This window comes from Psychrosphaera aestuarii (assembly GCF_017948405.1).
Classification (GTDB): Bacteria; Pseudomonadota; Gammaproteobacteria; order Enterobacterales; family Alteromonadaceae; genus Psychrosphaera; species Psychrosphaera aestuarii.
Map to the genome: position 1 here is coordinate 1,757,106 of NZ_CP072844.1, position 16,506 is coordinate 1,773,611.

16 protein-coding genes are annotated in these 16,506 nt (G+C 38.9%); 7 read left to right on the top strand and 9 right to left on the bottom strand.

Annotated features, from left to right (window positions below; all coding sequences use genetic code 11):
• Positions 1-61: 61 nt before the first annotated feature.
• The 5 genes from rlmKL to rmf all read left to right on the top strand — a co-directional run bounded on the left by rlmKL (position 62) and on the right by rmf (position 6,396).
• Positions 62-2,191: a bifunctional 23S rRNA (guanine(2069)-N(7))-methyltransferase RlmK/23S rRNA (guanine(2445)-N(2))-methyltransferase RlmL gene (gene rlmKL / locus J9318_RS08030; RefSeq protein WP_210559428.1), complete on the top strand. Its 2,130-nt coding sequence runs from the start codon at positions 62-64 to the stop codon at positions 2,189-2,191.
• Entirely contained in the window at positions 2,184-2,423 is a 240-nt protein-coding gene (locus tag J9318_RS08035) for a glutaredoxin family protein (RefSeq protein WP_210559429.1), read from the top strand. Before rlmKL ends, J9318_RS08035 begins: the two co-directional genes overlap by 8 nt.
• Complete coding sequence (uup, locus tag J9318_RS08040; protein ID WP_210559430.1) at positions 2,410-4,320, top strand: ATP-binding cassette ATPase Uup; 1,911 nt, start codon at positions 2,410-2,412, stop codon at positions 4,318-4,320. The genes J9318_RS08035 and uup overlap by 14 nt, the downstream gene beginning before the upstream one ends.
• Before the next feature lie 21 nt (positions 4,321-4,341).
• On the top strand, positions 4,342-6,036 hold the full coding sequence (locus J9318_RS08045) for a DUF3466 family protein (RefSeq protein WP_244732058.1): 1,695 nt from the start codon (positions 4,342-4,344) through the stop codon (positions 6,034-6,036).
• Positions 6,037-6,222: 186 nt separating this feature from the next.
• Positions 6,223-6,396, top strand: a complete 174-nt coding sequence (gene rmf, locus J9318_RS08050) for a ribosome modulation factor (protein ID WP_210559432.1) — start codon at positions 6,223-6,225, stop codon at positions 6,394-6,396.
• Between the two features lie 65 nt (positions 6,397-6,461).
• Here the strand turns inward: rmf and fabA are convergent, their stop codons facing one another.
• Positions 6,462-6,977: a bifunctional 3-hydroxydecanoyl-ACP dehydratase/trans-2-decenoyl-ACP isomerase gene (gene fabA, locus J9318_RS08055; protein WP_210559433.1), complete on the bottom strand. Its 516-nt coding sequence runs from the start codon at positions 6,975-6,977 to the stop codon at positions 6,462-6,464.
• A gap of 117 nt (positions 6,978-7,094) precedes the next feature.
• Here fabA and J9318_RS08060 point away from each other — a divergent pair, with 117 nt between their 5' ends.
• Positions 7,095-7,334 carry a hypothetical protein gene (locus J9318_RS08060; RefSeq protein WP_210559434.1) on the top strand — a complete coding sequence of 80 codons (240 nt, stop codon included), beginning with the start codon at positions 7,095-7,097 and terminating at the stop codon, positions 7,332-7,334.
• A gap of 3 nt (positions 7,335-7,337) precedes the next feature.
• Here the strand turns inward: J9318_RS08060 and J9318_RS08065 are convergent, their stop codons facing one another.
• Both J9318_RS08065 and queC read right to left on the bottom strand, forming a co-directional pair.
• Positions 7,338-7,973 (bottom strand): DNA-J related domain-containing protein, encoded by a 636-nt coding sequence (locus J9318_RS08065; protein ID WP_210559435.1) that lies wholly within the window; start codon positions 7,971-7,973, stop codon positions 7,338-7,340.
• Positions 7,963-8,622, bottom strand: a complete 660-nt coding sequence (gene queC, locus J9318_RS08070) for a 7-cyano-7-deazaguanine synthase QueC (protein WP_210559436.1) — start codon at positions 8,620-8,622, stop codon at positions 7,963-7,965. Before queC ends, J9318_RS08065 begins: the two co-directional genes overlap by 11 nt.
• 144 nt (positions 8,623-8,766) lie before the next feature.
• On the opposite strand from queC, the gene queE reads away from it, so the two are divergent.
• Positions 8,767-9,441, top strand: a complete 675-nt coding sequence (queE, locus tag J9318_RS08075) for a 7-carboxy-7-deazaguanine synthase QueE (protein WP_210559437.1) — start codon at positions 8,767-8,769, stop codon at positions 9,439-9,441.
• A gap of 9 nt (positions 9,442-9,450) precedes the next feature.
• Here queE and trpA read toward each other — a convergent pair whose 3' ends face one another.
• From trpA to J9318_RS08105, 6 genes are read right to left on the bottom strand one after another with little or no spacing between them, the layout of a single operon-like run.
• Positions 9,451-10,260 (bottom strand): tryptophan synthase subunit alpha, encoded by an 810-nt coding sequence (gene trpA, locus J9318_RS08080; RefSeq protein WP_210559438.1) that lies wholly within the window; start codon positions 10,258-10,260, stop codon positions 9,451-9,453.
• A 1-nt stretch (position 10,261) separates the two neighbouring features.
• Complete coding sequence (gene trpB, locus J9318_RS08085; protein WP_210559439.1) at positions 10,262-11,482, bottom strand: tryptophan synthase subunit beta; 1,221 nt, start codon at positions 11,480-11,482, stop codon at positions 10,262-10,264.
• A complete protein-coding gene (gene trpCF / locus J9318_RS08090) occupies positions 11,469-12,959 on the bottom strand; it encodes a bifunctional indole-3-glycerol-phosphate synthase TrpC/phosphoribosylanthranilate isomerase TrpF (RefSeq protein ID WP_210559440.1) in 1,491 nt (496 codons plus the stop codon). Before trpCF ends, trpB begins: the two co-directional genes overlap by 14 nt.
• Positions 12,960-12,970: 11 nt before the next feature.
• Positions 12,971-13,993, bottom strand: a complete 1,023-nt coding sequence (trpD, locus tag J9318_RS08095; protein WP_210559441.1) for an anthranilate phosphoribosyltransferase — start codon at positions 13,991-13,993, stop codon at positions 12,971-12,973.
• A 1-nt stretch (position 13,994) separates the two neighbouring features.
• Positions 13,995-14,597, bottom strand: a complete 603-nt coding sequence (locus tag J9318_RS08100) for an aminodeoxychorismate/anthranilate synthase component II (protein ID WP_210559442.1) — start codon at positions 14,595-14,597, stop codon at positions 13,995-13,997.
• Entirely contained in the window at positions 14,598-16,226 is a 1,629-nt protein-coding gene (locus J9318_RS08105; RefSeq protein WP_210559443.1) for an anthranilate synthase component 1, read from the bottom strand. It lies immediately after the preceding gene.
• Between the last annotated feature and the right edge of the window lie 280 nt (positions 16,227-16,506).

A 16,506-nucleotide genomic window follows, 5' to 3' on the forward strand; every position in this document is an offset into this window, starting at 1 on the left:
ATAAATAGGTCTTTTGAATAAATTTGCTATAATGTCTGCAAATTTTCTAAGTTTAGTGATTATGCCAAATTTTATAGCCTTAACATCTGCGGGAATAGAGCCGCTTTTAGCCGACGAATTAATAGAGTTAGGTGCCACTGATGTGAGCCCAAGACTTCAGTCTGTTCAGTTTTCCGCCACTTTTGAAACAGCAATTAAAATCTGTTTTTGGTCACGATTAGCGACACGTGTAATGAAACACGTTATCGATATCAGTGGCAACACCAAAGAAAAAATATATGACGGTGTTATTGGCTTTGATTGGCACCCTTACTTTATTAAAACGAACAGTTTCTCAGTTGAGTTCGTTGGAACCGATAAAAGTATAAGAAATAGTCAATTTGGAGCGTTAATTGTTAAAGACGCGATCGTTGATAATATAAGAGAAGAAACAGGGAAACGTCCTGACGTAGATAAGTCGGATCCTGATCTCAAAATACATGCGCGACTGTTTAAAGGTCGTTGTAATGTATTTGTCGACTTTTCTGGATCATCATTACACCAGCGCGGTTATCGAGTAGAGCAAGGTGCGGCACCATTAAAAGAACACTTAGCAGCAGCAATAATAAAGCGTAGTGGATGGGATCAAAATAGCCCCTTTGTTGACCTTTTTGCCGGTTCAGCAACATTGTTAATTGAAGCCGCTATGATGCATATCAAACGAGCTCCCGGTTTAAACAAACGAACTTTCCCGTTTGTAAAACACCCAGAGTTTTCTGTAACTAAATATAATGCGATACGCCAAGATGCTATTGACGCTGAGGTACCAGCATCGACTCAATTTATTGGTTTTGAAATATCAAATTATGTAATAGGCAAGGCAGAGTCAAATATACAACAAGCAGGTTTAGAAGAGGTTATTAGTATAAATCAGCAAGATGCTGCAAATGCAACGGTAAGCAAAAAGCTTAAACCAGGTTGGATTGTCTCTAACCCTCCTTATGGTGAAAGGATTGGCGATGCAATAGAATTGTTATCGCTATTTAAGCGTTTGGGCCTTAACCTTAAAAAGAATTACGAAAATTGGCATGTTTCACTATTAACGGGACAGACATTACTTCTTAAATTACTGCGACTGCAAAAAAGCCGAGAATTTAAATTAAAAAATGGTCAAATTGAAACGGTACTTGCAAACTATGAGTTAACGCCACAACAATGCGAGCTGTCAGAAAGTGCATTAAGCGGCGAGTACTACTTGTCAAAAGATGGCCAAGCATTCTCAAAACGCGTAGACAAAAATTTAAAAAGACTTAAAAAGTGGGCGAATAAAGAAGGCATCACTAGTTACAGAGTCTACGATGCTGACATTCCTGAATATAATGTAGCCGTTGATTACTACGACGGTCGAGTAGTGGTGTATGAGTATCAGGCACCTAAAACCGTTAAAGAAAGCGTAGCGGAAATTCGTTTACTCGATATATTGAGTATCCTTCAACAGAAGTTCGACTTAAATGCTGAAAACTTTGCCATTAAAGTGCGAAAAGCACAAAAAGGCAAAAAGCAGTATGAAAAAGAAGATAGTAAGTTTCATCGCTTTGCCGTAAGTGAGTTTAATGCTCAGTTTTATGTCAATATTCACGACTATTTAGATACGGGCTTGTTTCTTGATCATCGCTCTACTCGCCAAGAGTTTGCAAGCTGGTGTAGTGGAAAAAGTGTATTGAATTTGTTCTGTTATACAGGTAGCGTATCTGTGCATGCCGCACTAAACGGGGCAAAAAGAGTCACTAGTGTCGATATGTCCAATACATACTTAGATTGGGCGAAAGATAATTTTTCGTTAAACAATATTTCTGAAAAAGGTCACTATTTTCATCGAGCGGACTGCTTAGATTGGTTAGCAAAATCGCGAGATAAGTTTGATCTTGTGTTCCTTGATCCACCATCCTTTTCAAATTCCAAAAAAATGGATCGCACTTGGGATGTTCAGCGTGACCACGTTGAGATCTTAGAGCTAGTAAAAGACCGATTGACTCCTGGCGGTGCAGTATTATTCTCAAACAATTTAAGAAAGTTTAAATTGGAAAAAGAAGCTATTGAGGCACTAGGCTTTGATATACAGGACATCAAAGAGAAAACCTTGCCAGAAGATTTTAAGCGTAACCAGAACATTCATCATTGTTGGAAGTTAACACTTAAAGATAATGGCTAGTTTATACCTTTTATCAACGGCGGGTTGCCATTTATGTGATACCGCCGTACATATATTAAATGATCGTCATATAGAATTTGAACTAGTGGAAATATTAGACGATGACCAACTAGTCGCGCAGTATGGTGATAAAATTCCCGTTTTAATTGCTCAGGGAGCAGAACAAGCTTTGTTCTGGCCGTTTGATGCATCACAAATAACCCAATATAAAGAGTATTATGGAATTAGTTAGACTGAGTAACGCCCAATTAGCTTTTGGTAGTCATCCGATATTAAATCATGTCGATTTTCAAATTAATGCAGGTGAACGTGTTTGTATCGTCGGTCGCAATGGTGCAGGTAAGTCGTCATTATTAAAAGTTATCAGTGGTGATCAATCGTTAGACGATGGACGGATTCAATTTGTTAATGATGCAACTGTAGCTAGGTTAGAGCAAGATCCGCCAAGAGGCCAGCACGGTACAGTTTTAGAATTTGTTAGTGCAGGGTTACAACACGTAAAAGACTTGATGAATGAGTTTAATGATGTCGCAATGAAAGTAGCGGAAGATGAGTCATTAATGTCGAGAATGGAAAAAATTCAACAAGAAATTGATTTGCACGAAGGCTGGACGTTAGACCTAAGGATATCTCAAACTCTAACGACCTTAGGTTTGTCGCCAGAACAAGATATTAATAAATTGTCAGGAGGCTGGTTACGAAAACTAGCACTTGCTAGAGCGTTAGTTAAGCAACCAAATATTCTACTTTTAGATGAGCCTACAAACCACTTGGATATAGATGCCATTGCTTGGTTAGAAAGTTTTCTAAAAGAGTTCAAAGGGGCAATTGTATTTATTTCTCATGACAGAGCGTTTATACGCGCGATGGCCACGAGGATAATTGACTTAGACCGCGGTAATGCTACTAGTATCGTTGGAACATACGATTATTACTTGGAAGAAAAACAACGCCTTCTAGAAGTTGAAGAGCAGCAAAACGCTTTGTTTGACAAAAAATTGGCCCAAGAAGAAGTATGGATTCGCCAAGGTATAAAAGCACGTAGAACCAGAAATGAAGGCCGTGTAAGGGCGCTTAAAGACTTACGGGTGCAAAGAAAAGGGCGTATCGACGCGCCAACAACTGCAAATATGTCGATACAACAAGGTGAAAAGAGCGCCAAAAAAGTATTTGAAGCGAAAGACATAAGCTACTCAATTCCGGGCAAAACATTAATTAACGACTTCTCTTGTTTAGTAATGCGAGGAGACCGTGTAGCATTAGTTGGTCCTAACGGAGTTGGTAAATCTACTTTAATCAAGCTTTTGTTAGGAGACATAGCGCCAGAACAAGGAATTATACATATAGGTGAAAACTTAAATGTTGCTTACTTTGATCAACACCGTTTAGCGCTAGATATTGAAAAAACAGTTCAAGACAATGTCGCCGACGGTAAGCAAGAAATCGAATTTAACGGTTCATCGCGCCATGTGCTTGGGTATTTACAAGACTTCTTATTCCCTCCAGCTCGTTCACGTACACCAGTAAAAGCGTTATCTGGCGGCGAAAAAAATCGACTATTACTTGCGAAGCTTTTTGTTAAACCATCAAATGTATTAATTCTTGATGAACCAACAAATGACTTAGATGTGGAAACATTGGAATTATTAGAAGAGTTAGTCGCGAATTACCAAGGTACGGTTTTATTAGTGAGCCATGATAGGGAGTTTATCGATAATACAGCGACGACTATCTGGGCATTTGAAGGCAACGGCTATATAAATAAAGTTGTTGGCGGTTACGCTGATTATCGAGATTACCTTGCCCGTATTGAGTCAAATGACAAAACCAAGAATTCCGATGCTGAAAAAAAATCTCAACCAAGTATAGTGAGCAAACCAGTAAAAACTTCGAGCAAGAAAAAACTTTCATATAAAGAGGCTCGCGAGTTAGAATCGTTACCAAAATTATTGGAATCTCTAGAGAAAGATATAGAAGAGGCGCAACTTATCGTAAATTCGCCTGACTTTTTTAAGAGTAGTAGTGACCAAACACAAAAAGCATTGAACCAATTAGCTGAATTAGAGTCGAAGATGGAAATTGCCTTCGCACGATGGGAAGAGCTAGAAGAACAACAACAAAATCAATAGGTAGTATTTATTTTGAACAAGGTGAAAATTTCTAAAACTGCGGTGGCAGTCGCAACGTTACTTATAAGTACTGCATCTCATGCAGCTAAATATAAAGTTGTAGAATTATCAGTTGCCCCAGATTACAGGCAGAGTTTTGGTATCGCTAATAACGATGTAGGTGATGTATTAAGTATTTCAAGGGACAGTGTAAATTTTCCGTTTTACTTTGATGTGTTATCGTCAACAACACACTCCATTTTGAGAGCAAATTGTGGTGTGTCCCAAGAAGAATTAGATGCCGAAGCGTTAGATGCTTCTTCAGCAGCATGCTTAAAGTCAGAGTTAGCCCGTACGTCTTCTACTTCAACCATCTATGCCTATAACTCGGCATTTCAGAAAGTAGGTGATATAAAAACAAGCTACTTTGGAAATAATTATGATAATGGCGTACTTAATTTAGTTGATCAAATAGATGAACGCCTTGGCACTTATACAAGAAGTAATACTGAGCAGTTATCTAATATCAACAATTCGGGTGTAGCGGTTGGTACTGTATCAGCGCCATATGTTTATTCAACCGTTGATATAGAAACAACAGAGGGAGAACTGACTCCAACAATTCTGTTTTCTCGAGAATATAATAAGAGAGCCGTATTATTAAGTAATGGTGAAGTTGCTATAATTGAGCCAACGAACACTACCTATGGTGGCGTTTCAAGTGCATTTGATATCTCAGAAACAGGATATGTATCAGGCATTCAATCAATTGGGGTGACTGATAATTTTACTTCGCAAATAGAAACGGGCTGTGAAGACTCTAATTTACCTTTAGAAGTATGTCAGTGGAGTTATACCGTCCAGGGTAATGTATTTAAATTGCGGCCTGTAGTTTGGAAACTTGATTCAAATAATTCGGTTGTAGAAACAATAACATATGATTTAGCTTTTGAACCGACAGAGGTGCAAACTGGCAATTATACGGCATATGCGGCGGCAGTAAACGATGCAGGGATCGCCGTAGGTTATGGTGATGCACCACTTTTCAACTCTTCAAGTACGACCGCTGTTGCTAAGTACCCTTTAGTGTTTGCTAACGGCGAAACTAAACATATTTTATCAGAAAGTGATGGCTATGATGCTGGTTATGCTGTTGATATCAATAATCAAAACTTAGTTGTTGGTAAGGTTCAAAAGTTTTTTGACGGTCAATTTAACGACACATTTTTTGTTTATGACTTAAACTCGGATACCCTGGAGTTTCCAGTCGTGTTTTATAAAGGTAGCCAAGCGATAGGTAATTCCATTAACAATAATGGAATCGTCGTAGGTGAAGGCGAATACGAAGTTACAACAGCAAATCAACGTCGTAAACATGCGTTTATCTACAATGCTATTAGTAAAGAGTTTAATAATATTAACGATTTAACTGAGTGCAATTCAAGTTATGAGGTAATTGAAGCTCGTGACATTAATAACAACAATGAAATAGTCGCAACTGCCCTCAAGACGGTGGAGCAAAGAGATGCGTTAGGTGAAGTTGTTAAAGATGACTCAGGTGAAGCAGTTACTGTGGAAGTCCCAGTTGCTGTTTTATTAGAGCCTATCGATGGTGGCTCAGTGGATGTATGTGCTGAAGACGTATCAGTACCATATGAGCGAAAAGGTTTTGCTAATAGCATTTTGTTAATTTCACTTTTAGGTGTGTTTGTAGTTATTAGACGCCGATTTTTATAACTCTTTAATCTATGTATTAAGCCCATGTATATCATGGGCTTTTTTAATTGTGACGAATTTATTGCAAATAAACAGTTGATCATAATTCTGTAATTTACTATTCATATACATAGGCACTGACGAGAAAAAGGTATTTATTCAAATTAGTGCTCGTATAACAATAAACAAAATATAGAGGTTATGCCTATGAAAAGACAAAAACGTGATCGCTTAGATAGAGCTCATTCGCAAGGTTATAAAGCAGGTATTACTGGACGGTCTAAAGAAGCTTGTCCATATCAATCTCAGGATTCTAAATCGCAGTGGCTTGGAGGGTATCGAGAAGCCATAGGTGACAAAAACTATGGTTTGTTTAAATAGTTAATATGATAGCCACAAAAAAGCTCGTAAATAACGAGCTTTTTTATTGAATTAGATATTCGGACTTAAAATGACGATGTGTCAGTAAACAAACCGACTTTTAAATCTTTTGCTTCATAAATGACTTTACCATCAACAGAAACAGAACCGTCAGCTAAACCCATATAAAGTTTTCGTTTAATAACACGCTTTAAGTCGATTTTATAAGTCACTTTACTTGCAGTCGGTAATATTTGTCCCGTGAACTTTACCTCACCCACGCCAAGTGCTCTGCCTAATCCTGGCCCACCTGACCAACCTAAAAAGAATCCGACCAGTTGCCACATAGCGTCTAGACCAAGACAGCCTGGCATCACAGGGTCGCCTTTAAAATGACATTCGAAAAACCATAAGTTTGGATTAATATCGAGTTCAGCAATGATTTGACCTTTTCCGTACTCACCACCTTCATCAGTAATGGAAATGATTCTATCCATCATTAACATGTTGTCAGATGGTAAGCGACTATTTCCCGGTCCGAATAGCTCGCCGTTACCGCATGCAATTAAATCGTTTTTATCGTAGCTATTTTTCTGTACCATATTGTTATTACTTATTTCCACCAAGATTTAGAGAACTGGTAATTTAGCTTACACTTGTACGCTAAACAACTCTGAACAGTGAAATAGTCACTGATATCTTAACTTTAGGTTAAAAGAATGCCCTTAACAAACGCTGAAAAACAAAAACGTTATAGAGAGCGTAAAGCTCAAGCAGGAAAGAAAGAAGTAAGAGGATACTTGACCGAGCCGGCTCAACAGTGTTTGGAGGATATTAGACAACAAACGGGCTGGGATGACAGTACAATATTATCAAACGCATTAAGATTAACTTACGCAGCCCAAAAGTGTGGTCAAGTTAAAATATTAAATAACTGGTTGTTAAAAAATAGTAAATAAGGATTATATCGCTTTGTTGATCACCTGGTAGGCTGATAAAAGCGCTTTAAACTGTTCGCTCGAACCACCTCTGTCGGGGTGTAAGATTAGACTCCTTTTTTTAAAGGCCGCCTTTAGCTCCCTCTTACTTGGTATGCTATTAAACTGGAACACGGATAAAGCTGCAGTCAAAGTATTCTGATAATGGCTGTTATAGCGTACCCAAAACGAATCGAATAGAGCATCAACTTCGCTTTGCTTTGCATCAAAATTATCCCAATCTAAATAAAACGCTTGCAGCTTATCGTCACCGATTGCAGGCATGTTGATTTCATTATTATTAGATCCTGAGACTTCTTTATCAGTTTTAAACAAGACAAGTTTTATAGCTAAGGCGCTAATATGTACTGTAAAGTTACCTTGTTTTTCTCCTTCGAGTTTTAGGCGATACAGAGAGTTAAATACAATAAAATGGGTGTGAAAAAGCGACAAGGTGTGGCTTAAAGCATTTTCTGAAAAAATCTCATAAGGTTTTAATTGCAGTATTTTTATTAATTCAAATTCAGATAATGTTCGCTTTGTGATTATTTCAAATATAGATGCATCAAGGTACGCTAACCTTGATGCATCTATATTAAGTGGTGATACATTAGACTTCATAGACTAACGGATCAGTTATTCCATTTTTAGCGAATGCTTCTAAACGTTCCTGACAAGCGCCACAAGTCCCACATGCTCTCTCTCTACCATTATAACAAGTCCAAGTTAAGCTATAATCTAAGCCCATTGAAATCCCGTCAGCTAATATTTCTATTTTGTCATTATTGATATAAGGCACTGCTATATCAACGGGTTCGTAGTTTGCGATGGCCGATACATCCTGCATTTTGCTTACAAACTCAGGACGACAGTCAGGATAAATGGCATGGTCTCCAGAGTGTGCACCGTAGTATACCTTTGTCGCGCCAAGGCTAACGGCGTAGCCAATTGCCAACGATAACAATATCATGTTTCTATTTGGCACTACGGTCTGCTTCATACTATCGGCTTCATAGTGACCGTCGGGAACGTCGATATCATCGGTAAGCGAAGAACCCGCTATAATAGAATTGATAGCACTAATATCGACAATTTTGTGGTTAATTTTTAATAAATCGCACGCCCGTTTCGCATATTCCACTTCTTTAACGTGACGTTGCCCGTAATTAAAGGTGAGGGCATACACGTCATAACCGTCTTTTATTGCTTTATTTAAAACAGTGTATGAGTCCATACCACCAGAGTAAATGACCACGACTTTTTCAGTCATAAAAAATCCTATTTAGAACCAAACATTTTATGTTCAAGTTTTGTTATACTTTGCGATTAACAGATTTTAATGTATTCGGCGCCAGATCAAAAGGTAACTATTCTTAAACTATAGAATAACCTATGGTGTTTTATTAGGTTGGGTATGACAACATATAAAATAAATGAGTTTTTTGAAACGATCCAAGGTGAAGGCCAATATACTGGCACAGCTGCGATTTTTATTCGACTTCAAGGTTGTCCAGTGGGTTGTTCGTGGTGTGATACAAAACACACTTGGAATGTGGACGGCGATAAGGAAATAACATTAAAGAATGTTATTGAAAAGAATAGTGAAACTGAACAATGGGCAGATGCTAATGCAGAACAACTACTCAGTTTTATACAGTCGCAAGGTTATCGCGCCAAACATGTAGTGATCACAGGCGGTGAGCCAGCAATGTACGACCTAGTGCCACTATGTGATTTATTACATAAAAATGGTTATTCGACACAGATTGAAACAAGTGGCACTTTTGAACTGAAAGTTCCTGATTTAACTTGGGTTACTGTATCTCCAAAAATTAACATGGCCGGTGGTTACGAAGTGTTAGCGAATTGTATGGCAAGGGCTAACGAGATTAAGCACCCGATAGCCCGAGAGAAGCATGTCGAGGAGTTGGAACATTTAATTGCAAAAGCACCAATAGCCGATAACGCACTAATATATCTACAACCGATTAGTCAAAAGGTATCAGCAACTAAGCTAGCAATAGAAACCTGCAAAGATAAAAACTGGCGTTTATCAGTGCAGGTTCATAAATACATAGGTATTAGCTAGTTTAGTCTATTAAGCTTTAATTGTTGCGTTCTTCATGCTGCTTACAAAGGCTGCTAGCGCAGCTAATAGCTCAGTTTGATTGTTAAGATTTTGTTCTATTATCTTAACAATTGCTGAGCCTGAAATGGCACCAGTTGCACCAGACAAAATAGCTTCATTTACCTGCTCAGGCGATGAAATACCGAAACCTAGCACAGGCGGTGCAGCTTTGTATTCGATTAGCTTATTTATCATGACCTCCGGAGGCATATTTGCTTTTGTTTCCGCACCGGTAACACCTGCACGACTTAACAAATAAGTATAACCACGAGAGTATGATGCAATTGCGCGTAATGTTTCATCGGTTACGTGCGGCGGTACAATAAATACAGCTTCAATTCCGGCATTCTTTGCTGCTAACCTAAAAGGTTTACTTTCCCTAACAGGTACATCGGCCACTAAAACAGAGTCAACCCCGGCCTCAGCGCAACTTTGATAAAAGCTAGATAGGCCTTTCGCCATAACTAAATTACTATAAAGCAACAAGCCGATTGGTGTGTCTGGAAACTCGTCTCGAACTTTTCTAATAATATCTAAGCAGTCTTGAGTTGTAATTTTATGTTCTAACGCTCGAATGTTGGCTTTTTGAATCGTTGGCCCGTCGGCAATTGGATCTGAAAATGGCAGACCTAACTCTAGTGCATCTGCGCCAGATAGAATTAATTGACGAATGATTTCATGGCTTCGCTCAAGCGATGGATCACCAACGGTTACAAAAGGAATAAAAGCTCCTTGTTTTGCGGCTTTTAATTCATTAAAAAGTTTACTATATCGGCTCATTTTAAGCGTCCTTGTTTTGTTCGGCTAATACCGCATGAACGTGGGCAAGATCTTTATCGCCGCGCCCTGACAGATTGACCAAAATAACTTGTTCTTTACTAGGATTTTCGTTTGCTAATTTTAGTGCATAGGCAAGTGCATGAGAGGACTCGACTGCTGGGATAATACCTTCTTTCTTAGCGAGAACTTGAAATGCGTCTAACGCTTCATCATCGTTAATTGCAACATAGTCTGCTCGTCCAGTTGCTTTTAAATGCGCATGCTGAGGGCCAACGGCAGGGTAGTCTAATCCCGCAGAAATTGAGTAGGACTCCTCAATTTGCCCATCTTTGTCCTGCATTATGTGGGTATATGCACCGTGAAGTATACCGGTGGAGTCGATACCCTTGTCAATTACTGCCAATGCCGCTCCGTGTAAACCACTGTCTAAACCTTTACCTCCAGGCTCTACACCGATAAGTTGAACACCGTCTTCTGGAATGAAATCATTAAACATTCCAATAGCGTTAGAGCCGCCTCCAACACATGCCATTACGATGTCTGGAAGTTTGCCTTCAGCTTTTAATATTTGCTGCTTGGATTCTTCACCAATCATTTTTTGAAAATCGCGCACTATCGTCGGGAATGGGTGAGGGCCTGCAGCTGTGCCAAGTAAATAGTGACTTTCTTCATATGTAGAGGCCCAATCACGCATTGCTTCATTAACTGCATCCTTAAGCGTACCTGAACCTGAATTAACAGGAATAACTTGTGCTCCCATTAACTTCATTCTGAACACATTGGGTTGTTGACGTTCGATGTCTTTTGCGCCCATGTAAATTCTGGCTTCTAATCCCAATAACGCACAAGCTAAAGCTGTTGCTACACCATGTTGACCGGCTCCGGTTTCGGCGATGACACGTTTTTTGCCCATTCGCTTGGTTAAAAGCGCCTGGCCTAATACTTGGTTAGTTTTGTGCGCGCCACCATGCAATAAGTCTTCACGTTTAAGGTATATTTTTGTTTTTGTACCCGCCGTCAAGTTCCTGCATAACGTAAGTGGTGTAGGGCGACCAGCATAGTCCTTTAGTAGCGCATTAAACTCACTATGGAATGCATCATCGTCCATCGCTTCAATGTAGGCTTGTTCTAATTGCTCAAGCGCAGGTACAAATAACTCAGGTACGAACATACCACCAAATTCACCGAAATAAGCCGGCAGGGTCTTTTTAATCGAATTCATGTTGTTCCTTTAGAGACGTTGTACGACTCGTTATTTTAGAAAATACAGTATTTATTTTTGATGTTGATTTTTGTCCAGGTGAATCTTCTAACCCTGAATTAAAATCTAAGCCGATAACAGGAAGTGATAGTGCAGAACTAAAGTTCTCTTGATTTAATCCACCCGCTAAAAATATTTTAGGAGATGTAAAATCTTCTTTTAAGGCAGCTAGCACTGACCAGTCAAAAGTAATTCCTGTCCCGCCTAATTCACCACTATCACTTTTTGCATCTAAGACAATTCTATCCACATTTGGCCATTTTTCTGGTAAAGCCTCACCAGCACCGATAGAAATAGCTTTCCAAATTTCTGTACCATGGCCTGACTTTGCCAGAGCATCTTTAATAAGGGTTATGTAGCTATCGTCTTCAGTACCGTGCAATTGAATTGCACTTAGTGGTAAATGAGCGACTAATTGCAATAAAAAATCGATCGGTTGGTTTTGTACAACAGCAACAATACTTAAACGGTTTAATGGATTGTTCGTTGAGGAATTGGCCGATGTTACAATTTCCTTTGCTTGTTCAAGACTTATCTGTCTTTTACTGCCTTGTGCGAATATAAAACCTGCGTAACTAGCTCCCGCGTTTGCAATATCATTAAGTTGTTGTGAATTAGTCAATCCACATACTTTATGTTCACCGAAGGTTAGTTTTTGACACGCACGCTTTATGTCTTTTTCAGCCATCAACGAGCTACCTACCAAAAAGCCATCCACTAAATGTGACAATTGATTTATTTGTTGATGGTTATAGATGCCTGACTCTGAAATAAGTAGGGTGTTTTGTTTTTGTGAGGAAGGTGCGTTCAACCTAAACACCTCCTCGAGTAACACCGTTTGTTTCAAATCGGTTGATAAGTCTCTTAAGTTTCGATTATTTATACCTATGATGTTAGCTTCGAGTTCAATTGCTCTTAGCATCTCTTCCTCGTTACTAACTTCGGTTAATACATCAAGCCCTAAATCATTCGCGACGCTTGAAAGCTCTTTGTATTCGTTATCATTGAGTACAGATAGCATAAGCAACACCGCATCGGCACCGTAAAAACGGGCTAAATAAACTTGATAAATATCAACAAAAAAATCTTTACATAATATCGGCTGAGCAAGCAACTCTCGAACTTTGGGTAGCCTTTCAAAGTCACCTTGAAAGTACTTTTCGTCAGTAAGAACAGAAACACAACTTGCGTAGTCTTTATATGCCGTACAGATTTCTTCTAAATCAAATCGCTCACGAATTAAACCTTTTGACGGACTGGCTTTCTTTACCTCTAAAATAAAGCCACGCCCATTCTTTTGTTTGTCATTTTTTATAGCGTCGAAGAAGCTTCGTGTTGAATTTGATAAGCCTGAGATAAAAGTTTCCAACGGTAACAATGCTTTTCGGTTTGATACTTCTTCGCGTTTATCAAGAACTATCTTTTCTAATACATTCATTTTGCTATCCATTAACCTTTATTTGCAATGTCGACAAAATTTGTGAGCGTCGTAAGTGCCTGACCTGAAGCTAACGCGTTCTTAACTTGATTTGCAGCGTCTAAAAGTGAGTCAGCTCTACCAGTAAGTAATAGTAACGGTGCCGTATTAATTATTACCGCAGCGTTATGTGCTGGAGAACCTTTACCTGCAAGCACTTGACGAATAATACTTGCGTTATGAGCTGGTTCACCACCCACCAAATCTTTCACCGTATATCTTATTTGACCGAAGTCCTCTGGCTTAACCGTAAACTCTGATATCTCACCATCGATTAACTGAACGACTTTCGTTTTATCATGGACTGCAATTTCATCCATACCAGCACCGTGAACCACCCATGCGCGTTTTTTACCAAGTAACTTCAACGATTCTGCCATAGGGCGACATAGATCTGGATCGTATACCCCAATAATACAAGTTGTCGCCTTCGCTGGGTTAACTAAAGGACCAAGCGCATTAAAAATAGTGCGAGTTCGTAAAGTTTGACGAACGGGCATCGCATGCTTAATACCACGATGATAATGAGGCGCCATTAAAAATGTTAAGTTTGATTCAACTAAACATTTTTTTGCCACTTCAGGCGTCATATCAAGGGGTACACCAAGCTCTGAAAGTACATCAGCAGAACCTGTGCTAGACGAAACCTTTCGATTGCCATGTTTTGCCATTTTTAGGCCCATACTAGCGGCAACAATCGCACACAACGTACTTATGTTAATGGTATTGGTACCATCACCACCTGTACCGCAATTGTCTATCGTGTCGAAGTCTAAAGATGGAAAAGGCACCGCATTATCGGCTAATGCCATTGCCGCCCCCGCAATCTCCTCGGCTGTTTCACCTCGAACTTTTAAAGCGCTCAGTAAAGCAGCCAACGGAATGTCATCCATTTCGCCATTTACTACATCGGTAAACAATTTGTATGTTTGTTCTTTTGTTAGAGAGCGATTTGTCATCGCTAAATGAATAAGATCCAATTGTACTGTGTTCATATTATTGACCACTTTCCTTTAATAAATAGTTAATACTTTGCTCTAGTAGTTTCGCTCCGAGCGTTGTCAAAATTGATTCCGGGTGGAACTGAAAACTAAGGATCCGATTATTTTCATCAATAAACGCCATTGGCATATTATTGTAATGCCCGATCACCATTAAATTTTCCGGAACAGTCGTTGCTACTAAACTATGATAACGAGCTACGGTGAGATTTCTTGGTAATCCATCAAAAATAGGGTGCTCCTCACACTGAATCACTGACGATTTTCCGTGTACAGTTTCGCCTGCTAAACCAACTTTACCACCGAAATACTCCGCAATTGCCTGATGTCCTAAGCAAACACCAAATATTGGAACTACGCCACTTAATGACTTCAGTAAGTCACTCATGCAAGGTGAGTCTGAAGGAGTGCCGGGGCCAGGAGAGAAAAACAGAATGACCGATTTACCAGTTTTTTGTAATTCAAACACCTTTGACTCTATCGTGTGTTTCGACACCGTATTTCTATATACGGTAACTTTATGATTTAGTTTCTCTAATTCATCAACTAAATTGTAGGTAAATGAATCTTGGTTATCGATAAAGACGATGTCAGCCATTTACTTTTCTCCTTCGTTAACACTTCGATTTGCATTTAGCACTGCTTTGATAACTGCTCTAGCTTTATTACTAGTCTCATTAACTTCAGACTCAGGATCAGAATCAAACACGACACCAGCACCAGCCTGAACAAAAGCTTTACCGTCTTTTACAAATGCACTTCGAATTACGATACAAGTATCCATATCACCACGACCGTTTAAATAACCGACAGCACCGCCATAGCTACCTCGTCTTGTTTGTTCTACTTTACGGATTAATTCGGCTGCTTTAATTTTTGGCGCGCCTACCAAAGTTCCCATATTCATACATGCTTGATATGCATGCAATGCATCTAAATCATCTTCTAACTCACCAATGACACGGGAAACTAAATGCATTACATAGGAATATCGGTCTACTTTTAAGAAGTCTTTTACATATCGTGAACCGGTTTTACTTATTCTAGCAACGTCATTACGTGCTAAGTCGACAAGCATGATATGTTCAGACACTTCTTTTTTATCATTTCTGAGGTCTAGCTCGATTCGTGAATCCAAATCTTTATCTATTTTACCTTTGTTATCAAAGCCACGAATACGCGTACCAGCGATCGGATATACCTCTACATTTTTTGACTCCGCTTCAAACTTTAATGCGGACTCCGGTGATGCACCAAATAGTTCAAAACTAGGATGTTTTAAATAAAACATGTAAGGACTTGGGTTATCGGCTTTTAGCTGTTTGTAAGCGGACATAGCGTCGGAGCAATCGAGCGTAAAACCGCGTGAAGGTACCACTTGAAAAACGTCACCTTGAATAATGTTATTTTTTAAATTAGTGACAGTTTCTTTGAAGTTTTTGTCGGAAATATTAGGCACTGCAGAATCAAAATTCACATCAGAATAGGTAGTAGGGGTTGGTTCTGTGTGTTCAATAGAATTTACGCTATTTTTAAGATCTTCTAATCTACGGCCAATGGCGAAACAAGTTTGATATACACTATCGCCACTAAATACATTGCCGATCAAATCCGTCGATTTTTTTTGGTGGTCAATGACCAGCATAGTTTCAGCAAGATAAAACGAATAATCGGGACATGTATTAAAACCATCAGGAACGCTAGGAAGTGTTTCGAAATTAGCGATCATGTCATAAGCAAAAACACCGCCTAAGAATACTGAAAATACATCTTCTTCATTATGAGAAATGTTTTTTATAACAGCGCGTAACACTTCAAAGGCATTTAACTGCTTTAGTCTAGCTCTTTCATCAGTATCTAAACATATACTTTCAAAAGTAAGCTCTAACGTATGTTCGTTGCGTGTAGCCTGAACTTCTTTACTGTCAATGCTATATATATCGGAATTGAAGATAGAGTAAAGATAGTCTATCACCGCGTTACCATTTTCAGATTTAGCCGTTGCGATTACTTTGTGTCCAAAACATTCAAAAACAACTGCTGCGTCAATGAGCATTAAACTCTTTAAATTATCTTTACTATCGATTTCGGCTGATTCCAATAACAAACTATGCTCGCTGTTGTTTGCTAATTGTTCAAACGCAATGGTCGGTGATGCTACATATTTGCATGGCATAACTAGACTAGTTGCTTCACCTGGCTTGGTTTTAATTTGACTAAATAACATCTTTTACTCTTTCTATTAATATTTCCGAAATGCAGGTATAAAAAAACCCGCAATAAGCGGGTTTGTTTTTTGAAATTAGTATCTTAAAAGTTAGATACAGATCATCCACCCGCGTTAAATAGGAATGCTCCACCAATGCCAGCTACGAGTTGAATGTAAGTTTGTCATCTGAATATCTTTCTAATTTGTTTAAGAGCGTATATAAAAACGCGTTTTGTAGCTGGTGTCAATGATAATTTTAATCAATAGCGGTAGTTAAGGCAGTATGTCATAATACCGG